The following is a 14,582-nucleotide window of genomic DNA, read 5'->3' on the forward strand; positions in this document are numbered from 1 at the left end:
ATTCGTCTCAGTTGCTATTATCGCTACAGACGGCGGCGTCCTGGTTTTCGTCCCACGGCAACGGGCCGTCGTAGTTCGGGGGGACGAACGGACAGAGCGGATCGCTCTCGAGGGGATTCCCCGTGTGAGCGAACGCACGGGATCGGCTCCCGCCACACAGGGTGCGATACGGGCAGGCGCCACACTTCCCCTCGAGACGGTCTCGATCGCGAAGCGACTGAAATAGCGGGGAATCCCGGTAGCGCTCAGTTATCGTCCGATCACGGACGTTCCCCGCGGACTTCGGCAGAAAGCCCGAGGGTAAGACCTCGCCGGTGTGACTGACGAACGCGAAGCCGTCGCCGGCGACGATCCCCGTTCGACGTGCGACGCCGGGGTTTTCCGCTGGAGGACCGTCGCCGTTGGACCCGATTCGATCGCCGTTCGGCCGCGATCGCTGGCTCGAGACGCGACGGTACTGGGGTGCTTCCGTGGTCTTGAGGCCGAAGGGATCGGTTCGACTCACGTCGTCGAGCCACGTCATCACCGCATCGGCTTCCGCGGGATCGATCGGCTCGAGGATCCGTCCGCGACCGACGGGTACGAGAAAGAAGACGCTCCACATGACCGCACCCAGCTCGCGGACGAGCGTCCGGATCGCCGGCAACTCGTCGACGGTGTCTCGACAGACGGTCGTGTTCACCTGGACGGGAACGCCCGCGGACTGTGCGTCCGCGACGGCACGGACCGTCTCCGAGAAACTCCCGTCTTCGCCACGGAACGAGTCGTGGGATTCGGCGGACCCACCGTCGATGCTGACGGCCATTCGTTCGAGCCCTGCCCCAGAGAGCGCACGGATGCGACTCGCGGTCAGCGAGTGGGTTCCACTCGGCGTGATCGTCATCCGGAGGCCGAGGTCGGTTCCGTAGGCGACGAGCTCCTCGACGTCCTCGCGAACGAGCGGATCTCCGCCGGAGAGGACGACGAGTTGGCCGTCGCCGAACGCCGCGGCGTCCTCGAGCAACCGCTTTCCCTCGGCGGTCGAGAGTTCGTCGGGGTGGCGACGGGGATGGGCGTCGGCACGACAGTGGTCACACGCCAGCGCACACGCCTGTGTGACCTCCCAGATGAGGACGAGTGGGCGCGAAGACGTATCGAGACGACCCGGAACCATTACCGAACTCTCGTCTCTCGGCCGAGGAAAGCGTCGTCGTCGTTCCCGCATCGCGGGAAGACGGGAACACGTTCGTCTCGAGGTGACGTCGGCTCTTCGCTCGTGAACGTGTTCGCGACCGAGCGTCGGTGTTCCCAGGAGGTGGGAGTTTGGGGAACGGCCTTCGACGCGGTGTCGAACTCTCGAGTATGGTCGAGGACTCACGTCGTTCGCGGATCGAAAGCGACGAACGGGCCAATCCCCTCCCGCAGTGGGAAGTGTTCGTTCGCCACCGGGAAGCAGAACCGATGTGCCACGTGGGGAGCGTGGCGGCCGAGAACGAGTCGAACGCCCACGAACACGCGTCGACGCTGTTCGACTGGTACGCCGTCGACGTTTGGGTCTGTCCGGCGGCGGCGGTCGGGCGGTACTCCTCACGGTCGACATCGATCGATCCAGACGAACCGCGGGTGAGCGAGCAGTGATCTCCATCAGCAAACTTCTCTGTGACAGAGACGCGGAGGGCGACGGATTGCGATACGACGCGGCTTCGGACTCGTCGAAGCCACAGATCTCCGACCGGAAGCAACGAAAGCCGGTCGTCGTCTGGAACGTCACTCGGCGGTGCAACCTCTACTGTTCACACTGTTATGCGGCCGCGGAGACGACGCCAGCCACCGGCGAGTTCACGACCGCCGAAGCGAAGCGATTTCTCGACCAGCTCGCGGAGTACGGCGTCCCGGTCGTGCTCTTTTCCGGCGGCGAACCGCTCGTCCGGGAGGATCTGGTCGAACTCGTATCCTACGCGGACGACCTGGGCCTCCGGCCGGTACTCTCCTCGAACGGAACCGTACTCACCGCCGAGACGGCGGCGGCGCTTCGCGACGCCGGACTCCGGTACGCCGGCATCTCGGTCGACGGACTTCCCGAGAGAAACGACCGGTTTCGCGGCCGCGAGGGCGCGTTCGACGCCGCCGTCCGGGGTATCGAACACTGTCTCGAGGCCGGGCTCAAGACGGGCCTCCGGTACACGATCACCGAGGCCAACGCTTCGGATCTCGAGGACGTCGTCGACCTGCTCGTCGACGTCGGCCTCGATCGCTTTTGTTTTTATCACCTCGATTACGGCGGTCGCGGCGGCGAAATCGTCGATGCGGACCTCGATCCATCGGCGAAGCGAGCCGCCGTCTCCCGCCTCTGCGATCTCACCCTCGAGTACCACGGTCGGGGCGAGGAGATCGAGACGCTTCTGGTGGGCAATTACGCCGACGCGGCGTTTCTCGTCGAGTACGCCCTCGAACACTTCGGCGAAAAGCGCGCACGTCACGTCTACGACTACCTCGAGCGAAACGGCGGCGATCCGACGGGCGAACGGGTCGCCGACGTCGACTACCAGGGAAACGTCCACCTGACGCAGTTCTGGCAGGGGTACAGCCTTGGAAACGTCCGGGATCGACCGTTCGGCGAAATCTGGGAGGACGATTCGAACCCGTTGCTGGCGGCCCTTCGGAACCGCGACGATCGGCTTACCGGACGGTGTTCGACCTGTCAGTACCGATCGATCTGTCGAGGTGGGTCACGACTGCGGGCGGTTTCGACGACTGCGAATCCGTTTGCACCCGACCCGCAGTGTTACTTGACTGACGAGGAACTCACAGGTCCCAATCCAGCGCTCGGTGAAGTTACGGACTGAGTTCGTTTGGCTGTCCGTTTGTCCCCGTGAGTCGCGGTCCGGTGAACGATCGATCCATTTTAACCTATGCGAATAGGTCACACGGTCATAAGCGTTCCAACACCTTTGTATCGGAGGGTTTCAGAGTGTGACGTATGACTGAAAACGTCGTCGTGCTCGGTGCCGGGTATGCCGGTGCTGGTGCGATCAAGACGCTCCAGTCGGAACTCGGGGGCACTGTACGGCTTACCTGGATCGCCGACGTCGACTATCACCTCGTCTTACACGAGGTCCATCGCGTGATACGGGACCCGGACGTCAGATCCGACATTACCTTCTCCATCGACGAAATCGCCGATCCATCGACGCGGTTCATCCAGGACGAAGTCGTCGGACTGGACCCCGAGGACCAGGTGGTCGAACTCGCCGAAAACGACGACGTCGACTACGATTACGTCCTGGTCGGGCTCGGAAGTCAAACCGCCTACTACGGCATTCCCGGTCTCGACGAGCACTCGTACACCCTCAAGAGTCTCGACGACGCCCTCGAGATCCACGACGCCGTCAAGGAAGCGAGCGTCGACGCCACCCGCGGCGAGCCCGCACAGGTCGTCGTCGGCGGCGCCGGACTCTCCGGTATCCAGACCGCCGGCGAGATCGCCGAGTTCCGCGACAACCACCGCGCGCCCATCGAGATACACCTCGTCGAGGCCCTCGAAGAGATCTTCCCCGGCAACGACCCCGAGATCCAACAGGCGCTTCGAGACCTGCTCGAGGAAGCCGCGGTCCGGATCCACACGGACGATCCGATCACCGAAGCGACGGACGAAGTCATCCACTTCGACGACGGGGAGCCCCTCGAGCACGACGTGTTGATCTGGACCGGCGGAATCACCGGTCGCGACGCGATGGACGGCGTCGACCTCGAGAACGAGCACAACCGCGTTACCACCGAGGCGAACTTTCAGACGTCCGACGAGCGCGTCTTCGCCATCGGCGATTCCGCGATCATCGATCAGGGCGACCAGCCCGCACCGCCGACGGCACAGGCCGCCTGGCAGGCCGCCGAAGTAGTCGGCGAGAACATCGCTCGAGCGATCGAGAACCGCCCGCTGAAGACCTGGGAGTACGACAACAAGGGCACCGTCGTCTCCGTCGGCGAAAAGGCCGTCGCACACGAAGTCAAGCCGGCGTTCGGCGTCTCCCTGCCCGTCGATACGTTCGGCGGCTTCCCCGCGAAGAATTTGAAGAAGATGATCGCGGCCCGCTGGATCGCCGACATCACGTCCTGGAACGAGGCCCGACAGTCCTGGTCGTCGCTGTAGCATCGATCCAGAGTCGAACCCCCTTTCCGACCGTCTCATACGGATTACTGTAACGGTTTACCGGCGCAACCGCCGCCCGAGTCGCGGTTGCGCCGGAACTGACTGACAGTAACTCGTATCACGTCGACGATGGACACTCGCGTTTCTCGAGACTCAGTTTGGAGTCCGATCGGCCCCGTCTGGACGATAGATCGTAGCTACTGCACGTCAATGTACACCTACTCGCGAGTTTTCGGACGGAACAGCGTCCTATCGACGGTTCTGGCTCGTTGCTTCGAGCAGTGTGTAGATCGTTTTGACTACTACTATCGGAGTCACCGAACGTCGAACCACGAGTGTTGTGTCGATACGTCGATCGGAGAGCCGATCGAAGTTACTCGAGACTCAGCGAGTCCGTCGGTTGAACGGGCGTGACCGCACCCGCCTGGGCGGCCTCGTTGTAGACGTATCCGTAGGTCGCGAACGCGAAGTTGGCGACGTACACCGCGTATAAGTAGTAAAGCGGGAACAGGAGAACGATTCCGACGACAGTGAGTACGAGAACGAACGCCACCGCACTCATCACCATCATCAAAACGGCGTTACAGACGACGACGAACAGAAACCCCTTGAGGTAGTGAGGAGAGAGTGCAAAGGAGAGAAATTGGCCGCCGGCGAACGTGTCCATCAGGTTTCCGGTACCGAGCAAGACGGGGAGTACCGCACCGGTGACGTACATACCGACGATCATCGCGACGAACCCGAGACCGACGAACAGTAACGCGAGTGTGGGACTCTCGACTACCAACACGCCGACGAACGCGGCGATCGGGACGATCGATGCCGCGATCATGATCGCGACGTACGCCAGCGCGACGATCACCCCGTCTTTCGTGAGGCCGCCCCAGTCGTCGAACTCGAGATCCGGCGGTTCGTCGTCACCCCGTGCGGCGGCCCGTCCGAGTCGGTAGGAGTAGCCGTAGGACATAAACAGCGGCACTAACAGGAAGCTCATAAACAACAGTACCGTGTCGAGGAGGAACGGTTTCCCACCCTTTCCGATCGGGAACGCGAACGCGAACTCGAGAAGTCCTCGATCGTGGTACTTCGGATTGGACGGGTCTTGGCGGTCGGTGCCGTCGGATTTTCCGTCCGGCGTCACCGAATCACCCCATCCGGCGTTCGCCCCGTCGTTCGTCTCCCACGTCGAGTCCCCGCCCGTCGTCGCCGCGATCGGCTCGGAGTGTTCGGCGAGTTTGTCTCCACACGACGGACAGAGAATCGTCCCTCGTTCGAACTTCTCGTCACAGTCTCTACAGTACGACATTGAGAGAAAAATTAGGATATTCGGACATAATTATTATGTTCTCGGGCGCTGTTCGATAGAGGAGATTCGCTGAGAAGTGGCGTCGGATAAGCTTAGAGGTGACCTCGATTGCGGAGCCCACTCGCGTGAGTGAAGTATGAGACGTGATAGACCGAAAGCACTGTCCAGATCACCGGTGCCGAGACGACGAACACGACGAAAGCGAGGGCGAACCCACCGAACACGGCAAGATCCTCGGACAGCAGTACGCCGCCGGCTATTCCCCCGGTAACTCCGGCGAGAACGGCGAGCACGACTGGAACGTACACGAGGAGGCCTCGAAGGATCGTATACCCGACGATACTGATCGGATTCGAACGAGCGACGGACATCGACGTCTTGAACGAGCCGATTACGTCGGCGTCTCCGACGACGATCGCGGCATCGAAAAACTGGATCGCGATTCCCACCACGGCGACGAGCAAGGCGACGAGCCCCATCACGAGAAGGAAGCCGACGCCGAGTGCGCTAAGAACTGCCGGACCCCCACCCGTCCCCGCCGACATATCCGCCCCGACGATACCGAACAGAAAGAGGAGGATGATTCCGACGGTGATCGTGAGCATGAGGGTCATGTAGCCCATGACGAGGACGACGAACGCACCGATCATCCGTTGCCAGTTCTCCTCGAGTCCCTCCATCAAGTGATCGAACGACGGCGAGCCTCGAACGCCTTCGTAGGCCATCGCCAGCGTTGCGGCGAGTGCTAAGGCTGGTACGATCCAGGCGACTAACGCGAGGAACATTCCGATGAACGGAATGGACGTCAGCGCCATATAGATGATCGAACTGATGACCCACGTGATTCCGATTCCGGCGATCAGTATCGGATGAGCGAGTACGGTCCCGATGGATTCCCCCAACGAATTTATCGCATGTCCCATGACAGTTCTTATTTCTAATCGTTCGAAATATAAATTCTCATCTCTTCACACGAGGAATAGCTGGCCGAGTGCGGTAGAACTCGTCTCGAGTGCGAGCGAGGGGAATCGGACGACGGTCATTCAAGCGTCGTCGTCGCCCGATCCCATCGGTCTGGCCGGCACTCCGGCGACCGTCCCGCCCGGAGGGACGTCCTCCGTCACCAGCGAGTTGGCGGCAACCCGTGCGTCTGCCCCGACTTCGACGCCGGGTAAGACGATGGCGCCGGCCCCGATCATCGCCCGTTCACCGATTACGACCTCGCCAGTGCGGTACTCGTCCTGGAGGAATTCGTGACAGAGCAACGTCGCGTCGTAGCCGACGATGGCGTAATCTTCGACCGTGAGCAGTTCGGGCCAGAAGACGTCGGGTGTCGCTTCGAGTCCCCAGGAGACGCCCTCGCCAACGGTCGTGCCGATTCGCCGAAGGAGCCAGCGTTTGAGCCGGAGACTCGGCGAGATGCGAACGAGCCAGACGACGACGTAATTGATCACGATTCGAACGGGGTGTTTCGCCGCCGTCCAGGAGGCGAGCGAGTTGCCGGCCCCGGGTGTGGGGTGGCGTCTGATACGATCGTGTCGGGTCCTGTCCTCGGTCACTATCTGCCCTTCGACGTATCGTTACAAGAAACCGACCGGTCCACAACGGGACCGACGAGCGAGCGATGGAACACCGAATCGAAACCGCCGGCAAGACAATCCGGTTCGGAACGACCTCGGTGGCTCGAGCGAGACTGATCAGACGTCGGCATCCGCCGGCGAACGGCCACGAAGCGGGCCGACCAGCCCCAAAAACTCCTCGTTCGAGAGCGCACAGCGGTACGCCGGCTTGTACATCATGTTCGACCCGCCCGCTCGCACGTTCCAGTTCGATTCGATCGCCTCGCGAAGGTAGTACTGTGCCCGAACGTTCCCGGGTTTCACCTCGTATTCGCTGAGTCGAATCGGATGTCGATCGAAGAGCCCGCCCGGTTCGCGGCCGTCGACGAAGACCACGGTCTTCTCCTCGAGATAGAGGTCGCCACCGCGAGCCCGCTTCGTGTGGGCGTTGTCCGGATGTCTCTCGAGGATCGCTACTCGTTCGTCTCGCGACGTCTCGGGTGTGATGACGTCGACTCGATCGACGGTGACGTATCCGATCAGATACCGGTGTGCCCTGTCGCCGTCGGGACGGCGTAGACCGACGTAGAACCCCACGACGTCCCCGTCCTCGAGCGATCGGAGTCGAGAGACGTAGCCGCTGGTCCGGTGTTCGCCGTACGTGAGCGCCTCGAAGTTGGGGTCGTGATGAAGCGGCCAGGACTCGAGGTCCGCGCCGCGGACGGTATCGACCCCGCCGCGGACGGGCTGTGGCTCGATCCGCGTCGTGAGGTCGGCCGCGACGCGACCGTCGGCGGACAGCGGCCAGTCGCCGAGCGTCCTCGACTCGGTCGTCTTGGACGTCTTCTCGGGAATTGGAACGTACTCGAACCGTCCGTCGTCGTACAGCGGACCGAGGGCTCCGAGGTTGGTGCTATCGGCGCCGACGCCTGCGAGGACGACCGTCATACCTCCGGTCCGGATGTCGCGAGGTTAAATCTCCCGAAATCCGGGGCCGTCACCGACGACTCGAGCGCGACGAGTAGAACAGCGGAATCAGGAGGACGAGAAAGAGCGTCCCCATGACGGCGATTCCGATCCAGATCGTCGACAACAGCGCTTCCGGGATCAACCCCGCGACGTCCGCGATCCAGAGCAGACTGTACGCACCGGCAACGAGCAAGCTGGCGACGTAGAGTCGCAATCCGAGACGAACGACGTGGTAGAGCGTCGTCTTCGTGACCTCCGGTGGCAGTCGGTTCTCGAGTACGCCGATCATCGACTCACCGCCTCTCCCGAAGCCGCGTCTCCGTCGAACGCGATGGCTGTCGTGTCGTCGGTGGTCGGACCCCCTGGCGACGACCGACGGGAGTACCACCGTCCCATGCGAGCATTGAACGTACCGCTACCTGAACGGTCCGACCGCTTGAATCTTTGTATCAGTTCACAACTTCAATCGGTACCGATCGATTCCGTACAGTGCCGGCTGTACACTTTTGCGCACGGGACTCGTGTCCATGGTATGGCGACCAAAGCTCCCCTGGAGTGTCCCCTCTGTCGTCGAGTCGTCGAGCCGACTCGAACGCTCGAGGATCATCTACTCGTGAGACACTCGAAACGGGAGCTGGCGAGATTCGTCGTTTCCGAGAACGAGACGTTGACGTACGGCGACGTCTCCTGAGATAGATTCCGTTTTGAATCGAAGACGTGATATGATGGGGAGAAAACACTATCTCCGATTGAATACACCTACGACTCGTTTCCCGACGTAATTAACCCACGATCGTTTTGGTATCGAAGCGGTAGGTCGAGAGATGGATGCAATCCCGAAATATCATCCACATTTTGATCTTTCGAGCCGACATTATATCGAGACAAAAGTTTAATAATTAATTATATGTATCTCGATTGTGGTGGTAGAGACTGCCACCGATACGACGGGGTTCGAGGGACGGTTCGTCCCCCGTCTCGGACCGCTGGTGACGGTCTCGAGTGAGATGGCCCCGTTCGGGTGGTGCTGTGGTTACAATGGGAGTTTATCAACACAACGACAAAGCGAACGATCGGCGAGCGGTCTCCCCGGTTATCGGAGTGATTCTCATGGTCGCGATCACGGTGATCCTCGCGGCCGTGATCGCCGCGTTCGTCATGGACCTCGGTGGAAGTATCGGACAGGAAGCACAGGCGGGCGTCTCGATTGACGTCGACGAAAGCGACGAACAGGTTCGCGTCGAGGTAACGTCGCTCGGAAACGCCGATCACGTAAACCTCACTACCAGCGACACCGGTGTCGCTTCCGCGTGGGAGAGCGCCGACACGGCGTATCTGACGGTCGGTGACGTCACGCGCCTCGAGTACGACAGTGGCGCCGGCCCCATCGACGAATCCGGAACCCTGGCGGCAGTCGCGGTTATCAACGCGACCGAAACCGAAACGATGGTCGCCAGCGAGGATTGGGACTTCAGCTGACCACCCCACTGATTCTCACGGCGTCCGCTCACGACCGTCGTTCGTCGACGCCAATCCGATCGCTCGATCCGTGACTCGAGACGAACTGGATGGGCCAGATTGTGCCGTTTCCGTCAATTGATCGAACGGACTCCGGCAGCGTCAGTACGTAGACAGCAACGGGAGTTCGGATGGGGACCGGCGTGAAAAATTGGGCCATCCTTATGACACTGAGATCCCTGTCGTACAACGATGACAGCGCCTTCGGAGTCGATCCCTCGCTCTGACGGTGACCACCACGTCCGGATCGTCAATACGGTCGCATCGAAAGAAGACTGTGACCCGATCGACCTCCCGCCACTCTACGACGTCATCGATCCGAGCGCGTTGGATTCGCTCTTTCGGTCGACGCCGACGAATCGACGGTCACAGGGATCCCTCACGTTCCGGTACTGTGGATACCGCGTAACCATCGATGCACGGGACGAAATTTCGGTCGAAGAAAGTACCGGCGAACGCGTACGGGAGACGCGCTGAACGGCGACTGTTGACCCTTCCGCGAGCGAGTGGCGGATTCAGGCAGACCGCTTAACCGAACCCGAGTCGAACGGCGAGTGATGAATATTTCCACCGACCGACTGCTGATTATGGTCGTCGCGGCGACCGGATTCGCGATCGTGTTCGGCGGGTGGACTGGCGCGCTCGTCCACGCCGAGGCGTCCGGATGGGGAGAAATCGCGTTGCGCATCGGAATCGGAGCCGTCTTTTTCGCCGTCCTCGCTGGTAGCTGGTACGTGTTTACGGGCATCGATCGGGAGTCAACGTAATTGGCTCGAGTACTGGATGGGGTCGCTCGAAAACCGTCTGTGACCGACGTCGGACTCGTTTCCGACCGACGACGTTGACGAAGAGCTGACCGTCCGCGATACCTACATATCGAGGAACGGGACTGAAACGCGTAGAGCCGATAGCCCGAAGCGAGATGAACGCTCGATGCCCGGCGTGTGACGACGGATTGGGTGAACTCCTCGTGAAACGCGCCGCGGACGACGAGGTAATTGCCGATTTCCGCTGTGCGAGTTGCACCCACGAGTGGTCGATTCCCCTGTGAGCACCCTGTTTTCTCGTCTGTGAGCGACTACAGAGAGCCGTTTTCGCCCTTCCTCCGCCGTCGAGTCCCACACCGAAGGAGTGAGTACCAGGACGTCGTTGTGTTCGTACCAGCACTCTGCCTCGTCGTATTCGATACGACGGGTTGGATTCGATACGGCGTGGTTGGACTCGATTCACCCGTGCTCGTCCTCGAGCGCCGGAAGCGTAAACGAGAACGTGGTTCCCTCGTCGGGTTCGGAGTCGACCCAGATCTCGCCGCCGTGGCGCTCGATAATCCGTTGACAGAGCGCGAGCCCCACACCAGAGCCGTCGTGTTCCTCGCGGCTGTGGAGTCGGTGAAAGATCTCGAACACGCGCTCGTGGTTTGCGGAGTCGATGCCGATCCCCCGATCGTGGACCGAAATCAGCCACTCTTCACCTTGGCGCTCGGCATCGACGTGGATCCGCGGTGGTTCGTCACCGCTGTACTCGAGGGCGTTCGAGAGGAGATTCTGAAACACACGGCGTAACTGAGTCGCATCACCCGTTACTCGCGGAAGATCGTCCGCCGTGACGTCGGCGTCGGTTTCCTCGACTCGAAGCTGGAGGTCGTCGATCACCGTCTCGAAGACGTTCTCGAGGTGGATCGGCTCGATCGGGTCGCCGCCGGTTTCGATCCGGGAGTACTCGAGAAGCGCGTCGATCATGCTCCGCATGCGCTCGGCGCCGTCGACGGCGAACGCGAGGAACTCTTCGGCGTCGTCGTCGAGGCCGTCTCCGTAGCGCCGGTCGATCAACTGGAGATAACTCGAGACCATTCGCAACGGCTCCTGAAGATCGTGTGAGGCGGCGTAGGCGAACTGCTCGAGACGTTCGTTGGATCGCTCGAGTTTCTCGACTGCATCCTCGAGTCGACGCTGGTACTCCCGACGCTCCGTGATGTCGGTGAGCGTTACGACGGCACGAGTTACGTCCCCGTCTTCGTCTCTGACGGGCATCCCGTGTTCCATGATGATGCGGGCCTCGTCGTCGAACGCCTGGATCTGGTAGACGTTTGGCTCCGTCACTTCTTCTCCCTGTAGAACCTGGGACATCGTCCACTCGTCGGGGGCGACCGGCTCGCCGGTGTCTTCCCAGACGGCGTCGTACTTTTCGTACTCCTCGACCGACTCCGCATCGAAGACGCCACCTCCCCAGAGATGTCTCGCGGTTTCGTTCGCCCGGAGCAACGAGCCGTCCGCGTCCGCGACGACGACGCCGACCGGCAACACCCGGAACAGCGTCTCGAGCTCTCGGCTCTGTTTCTCGACCTCGAGTTCGGCTCGCTTCCGATCCGTAATGTCGGCCAGCGCACCGGGGAACGTCTGCGGATTTCCGTCCTCGTCGCAGTCGACGTGACCGCGCGCGACGACCCACCGGAGTTCGTCCTCGGCGTTCCAAACGCGATACACCGCCTCGTACTCACCACAGGTCTCGACGGCTTTCTCGATCGACTCGAGAACCCGCTCGCGATCCGCCTCGTGTACCGACGAGATCAGCCGATCGATCGAGACGCCGTCCTCAGCGTCATCGGGATCGAGGCCGAACGTCTCTGCGAACGTGGGGCCCGTGACGAACCGATCCTCCGGGACGTGCCACTCCCAGGTTCCGATCGCTCCGGCTTCGGTCGCGGCTTCGAGTTGCGTCTTGGTCTCCCTGAGGTGTCTCTCGCGTGCTTTCTGTTCGGTGATGTCCTGGGCCATCGTCATCCCCGCGAACACCGCTCCCGCGTCGTCGGTGATGGGAACTGCCCAAACGACCCACTCGCGGCCGGCGTACTCGAGTTCGACCGACTGCTCGTGCCCAGCGAGTGCGGTCTGGAGAACTGGCTGAAGCGCATCCGTGACGTTCTCGTTCCAGGCGTTTCCGACCGTTTTCCCCTCGACGTTCTCGGGATCGACCGGGAGCCAGTCGAACGCCTGGCCGGCGGCTAGCGTGTACTCCAGATTATCGTCGAACAGCGTTACGACCCCGTTGGGAAAGTACTCGGCGAGCGTCCGGTAGCGACGTTCGGATTCGGCGAGTTTTCGCTCGCGCTCCTTCCGATCGGAGACGTCGCGAAAGTACACCGACAGGCCGGTTTCGGAGGGATAAGCGTGAATTTCGTACCAGCTCTCTAAGGGTGCCGGGTAGAACAGCTCGAACGACGTCGACTCCTGGGTCTCCATCGCGGTTTCGTACTTCGTCTTGAGCTTCGAGTCAGCCGCCCACTCGAACGTCTCCCACATGTTCTTCCCGATCAACCCCCCCTGCCCGAAGCCGATCAGGTCCTTCGCTCGCTCGTTGGCGTACGTAAACGTCCAGTCCGAATCGAGCGAATAGAAGCCGTCGGTGATCCGACCGTAGATCTCGTCCAGTTCGGCCTCGAGTTCGCCCCGACGCCGCTCGAGCGAGCGTTCGCGTTCTTTGAGAGCGGTTACGTCCTCGCCTGTCGTGACGACGCGATGGATTTCCCCCTCGTCGTCGAAAATCGGGGCCGCGTTGACTGACAGCCATCGACGCGTTCCATCGGGAAGCTCGACCTGCAACGTTCTATCGTACACCGGTTTGCCCGTCTCGAGCGCTCGAGCGAAAGGATGTTCGTCCACCGATAGTTCGCGTCCATCCTCGTCGTAGACGGTTCGATCGAGGGGGGCCACCGCTCGCGTGTCGTCGGCGACGCCGAGCAGTTCCTTCGCCCTGTCGTTCATTCTCGTGATCCGGGCCTCGGTATCTAACACTAACAATCCTGCCGGGCTGGTCTGGACGATGCGGTCCGTCAGATCTCGCTCGTACTCGAGTTGTCGTTCGCGTCGATCGAGCGTCTCCGTCGAACGGGTTCGCTCGCCGACGTCGCGAACGACGCCAACGCTTCCCTGAAACGTTCCGTCTTCGACCAGAACGTTCGTTCGAAGTTCCCACGGGACCCTCGTTCCATCCCGTGCCAGCGCGACGCACTCGAAGATCGGATTTCGCTCACGTCCCGACTCGAGGCGGGTTTCGATCTCCCGCTGGATGTGGGCCGCGTCCCTGTCTTCGACGACGAGAGAGACGTGTTCGCCGACGAGCTCCGCTCGCTCGTAGCCTGTCGTCTCGAGGATCGCCTCGTTGACGGCGACGAATCGACCGTCGGAATCGAGCTGATAGATCCCGTCGTCGACGGTGTTGACGAGCGAGCGGAATCGCTCGAGTGCCACGTCGCCGGCGGTGTCCTCCCAGAACCCCCCGTCTGTAGCGTCCGCTCGTGTTGTCATAGGTCTGTGATAGCTATCATCGCGGATAAACCCCTCGACGGAACAACAAATGTGTGATACGTCGCCGGAAACCCAGACGAACGTCGTCTCACGCCGAGAACAGGTCTGCCGGGGATCGATCGCTCAGATCGACCGAGAGAGCGAAGACGATTCCCAAAACGGTGCCGAACAGCAGGTGGCCGAACAGGCTCTCGACGGCGATTGCGGGAAACTCACCCGCGGCCCCGGTTCCGAGCGTCTCGAGCCAGACGGGAAGGACGAGCAACGGGAGGATCGCCCAGATCGCCAGCCCGAAGACGAATCCGGCGGCGACGATCCGAATCCTGATACTGGTTCGCGAGAGCGCGTCGGTATCCGGGCTCATCGTGACGGCCCCGAGGATCAGATCGCGCGTGACGAGAAAGCCGAAGACGATCCCGAGGACGGCTCCGTGAAGGATGTGAATACCCCAGCCGACGATTCCAACCGGCTCGAAGCCGTAGATCGCGGGGATCGCGGCGGTGAGAATGTCGGGGTCGAACAGCCACATCAGGAGCCCGAACGCCACGGCCCCAATCGCGCCACCTAGGGCCCCGCCGATCGACCATCCCCACTGACTACTGATTCCGAACGTGGATGCGGTGTCGGATTCGGTGCTCATGGTGAGTTGCCCTACCACGAACGCTGGCAAAAGCGTTCGACCGGCATACGCACCGAACCGAACGCAACTGGCGGACGAGGTCGGGACCGTGAGTTCAGCGTAACTCGAGTTCCCCCATCCGACTCCGACGGCTACTTCGGCGAGCACGCTCGAGAGA

General features: G+C 61.7%; 15 protein-coding genes. 7 read left to right on the forward strand and 8 right to left on the reverse strand.

The genetic code is table 11. The annotated features are described in order from the left end of the window. Positions 1–7: 7 nt before the first annotated feature. On the reverse strand, positions 8–1,153 hold the full coding sequence (locus tag AB7C87_RS00065; protein WP_369727335.1) for a TIGR04053 family radical SAM/SPASM domain-containing protein: 1,146 nt from the start codon (positions 1,151–1,153) through the stop codon (positions 8–10). A 188-nt stretch (positions 1,154–1,341) separates the two neighbouring features. On the opposite strand from AB7C87_RS00065, the gene AB7C87_RS00070 reads away from it, so the two are divergent. From AB7C87_RS00070 to AB7C87_RS00080, 3 genes are all read left to right on the forward strand, one after another. Further along, a complete protein-coding gene (locus AB7C87_RS00070; RefSeq protein ID WP_369727337.1) occupies positions 1,342–1,617 on the forward strand; it encodes an Htur_1727 family rSAM-partnered candidate RiPP in 276 nt (91 codons plus the stop codon). Next, a complete protein-coding gene (locus tag AB7C87_RS00075; protein ID WP_369727339.1) occupies positions 1,614–2,825 on the forward strand; it encodes a TIGR04347 family pseudo-SAM/SPASM protein in 1,212 nt (403 codons plus the stop codon). Before AB7C87_RS00070 ends, AB7C87_RS00075 begins: the two co-directional genes overlap by 4 nt. Before the next feature lie 134 nt (positions 2,826–2,959). Then, a complete protein-coding gene (locus tag AB7C87_RS00080) occupies positions 2,960–4,129 on the forward strand; it encodes an NAD(P)/FAD-dependent oxidoreductase (RefSeq protein ID WP_369727340.1) in 1,170 nt (389 codons plus the stop codon). A 373-nt stretch (positions 4,130–4,502) separates the two neighbouring features. Here the strand turns inward: AB7C87_RS00080 and AB7C87_RS00085 are convergent, their stop codons facing one another. The 5 genes from AB7C87_RS00085 to AB7C87_RS00105 form a co-directional block, all read right to left on the reverse strand. Further along, positions 4,503–5,435 (reverse strand): DUF4013 domain-containing protein, encoded by a 933-nt coding sequence (locus tag AB7C87_RS00085; protein WP_369727341.1) that lies wholly within the window; start codon positions 5,433–5,435, stop codon positions 4,503–4,505. Positions 5,436–5,527: 92 nt separating this feature from the next. Further along, positions 5,528–6,337 carry a DUF7847 domain-containing protein gene (locus tag AB7C87_RS00090; RefSeq protein WP_369727342.1) on the reverse strand — a complete coding sequence of 270 codons (810 nt, stop codon included), beginning with the start codon at positions 6,335–6,337 and terminating at the stop codon, positions 5,528–5,530. 141 nt (positions 6,338–6,478) lie between these two features. Then, positions 6,479–6,994, reverse strand: coding sequence for an acyltransferase (locus AB7C87_RS00095; protein ID WP_369727343.1), 516 nt, complete (start codon positions 6,992–6,994; stop codon positions 6,479–6,481). Positions 6,995–7,132: 138 nt separating this feature from the next. Beyond that, positions 7,133–7,942: an Nmad3 family putative nucleotide modification protein gene (locus tag AB7C87_RS00100; RefSeq protein WP_369727345.1), complete on the reverse strand. Its 810-nt coding sequence runs from the start codon at positions 7,940–7,942 to the stop codon at positions 7,133–7,135. Positions 7,943–7,991: 49 nt separating this feature from the next. Further along, complete coding sequence (locus tag AB7C87_RS00105) at positions 7,992–8,252, reverse strand: hypothetical protein (RefSeq protein ID WP_369727347.1); 261 nt, start codon at positions 8,250–8,252, stop codon at positions 7,992–7,994. A 243-nt stretch (positions 8,253–8,495) separates the two neighbouring features. Between AB7C87_RS00105 and AB7C87_RS00110 the strand changes: the two genes are divergently transcribed. From AB7C87_RS00110 to AB7C87_RS00125, 4 genes are all read left to right on the forward strand, one after another. Continuing rightward, complete coding sequence (locus AB7C87_RS00110) at positions 8,496–8,654, forward strand: hypothetical protein (RefSeq protein WP_369727348.1); 159 nt, start codon at positions 8,496–8,498, stop codon at positions 8,652–8,654. Positions 8,655–9,001: 347 nt separating this feature from the next. Beyond that, complete coding sequence (locus AB7C87_RS00115; RefSeq protein ID WP_369727350.1) at positions 9,002–9,442, forward strand: type IV pilin domain-containing protein; 441 nt, start codon at positions 9,002–9,004, stop codon at positions 9,440–9,442. 231 nt (positions 9,443–9,673) lie between these two features. Beyond that, positions 9,674–9,958, forward strand: a complete 285-nt coding sequence (gene ddfA, locus AB7C87_RS00120) for a DdfA family disk-determining factor (RefSeq protein ID WP_369727352.1) — start codon at positions 9,674–9,676, stop codon at positions 9,956–9,958. A gap of 80 nt (positions 9,959–10,038) precedes the next feature. Then, positions 10,039–10,248 (forward strand): hypothetical protein, encoded by a 210-nt coding sequence (locus tag AB7C87_RS00125; protein ID WP_369727354.1) that lies wholly within the window; start codon positions 10,039–10,041, stop codon positions 10,246–10,248. Positions 10,249–10,707: 459 nt separating this feature from the next. On the opposite strand, the gene AB7C87_RS00130 is transcribed toward AB7C87_RS00125, so the two are convergent. Next, complete coding sequence (locus tag AB7C87_RS00130) at positions 10,708–13,785, reverse strand: PAS domain-containing sensor histidine kinase (RefSeq protein WP_369727355.1); 3,078 nt, start codon at positions 13,783–13,785, stop codon at positions 10,708–10,710. An 88-nt stretch (positions 13,786–13,873) separates the two neighbouring features. Then, positions 13,874–14,425 (reverse strand): hypothetical protein, encoded by a 552-nt coding sequence (locus AB7C87_RS00135; RefSeq protein ID WP_369727356.1) that lies wholly within the window; start codon positions 14,423–14,425, stop codon positions 13,874–13,876. Positions 14,426–14,582 lie beyond the last annotated feature (157 nt).

Source organism: Natrarchaeobius versutus (genome assembly GCF_041205745.1).
Classification (GTDB): domain Archaea; phylum Halobacteriota; class Halobacteria; order Halobacteriales; family Natrialbaceae; genus Natrarchaeobius; species Natrarchaeobius versutus.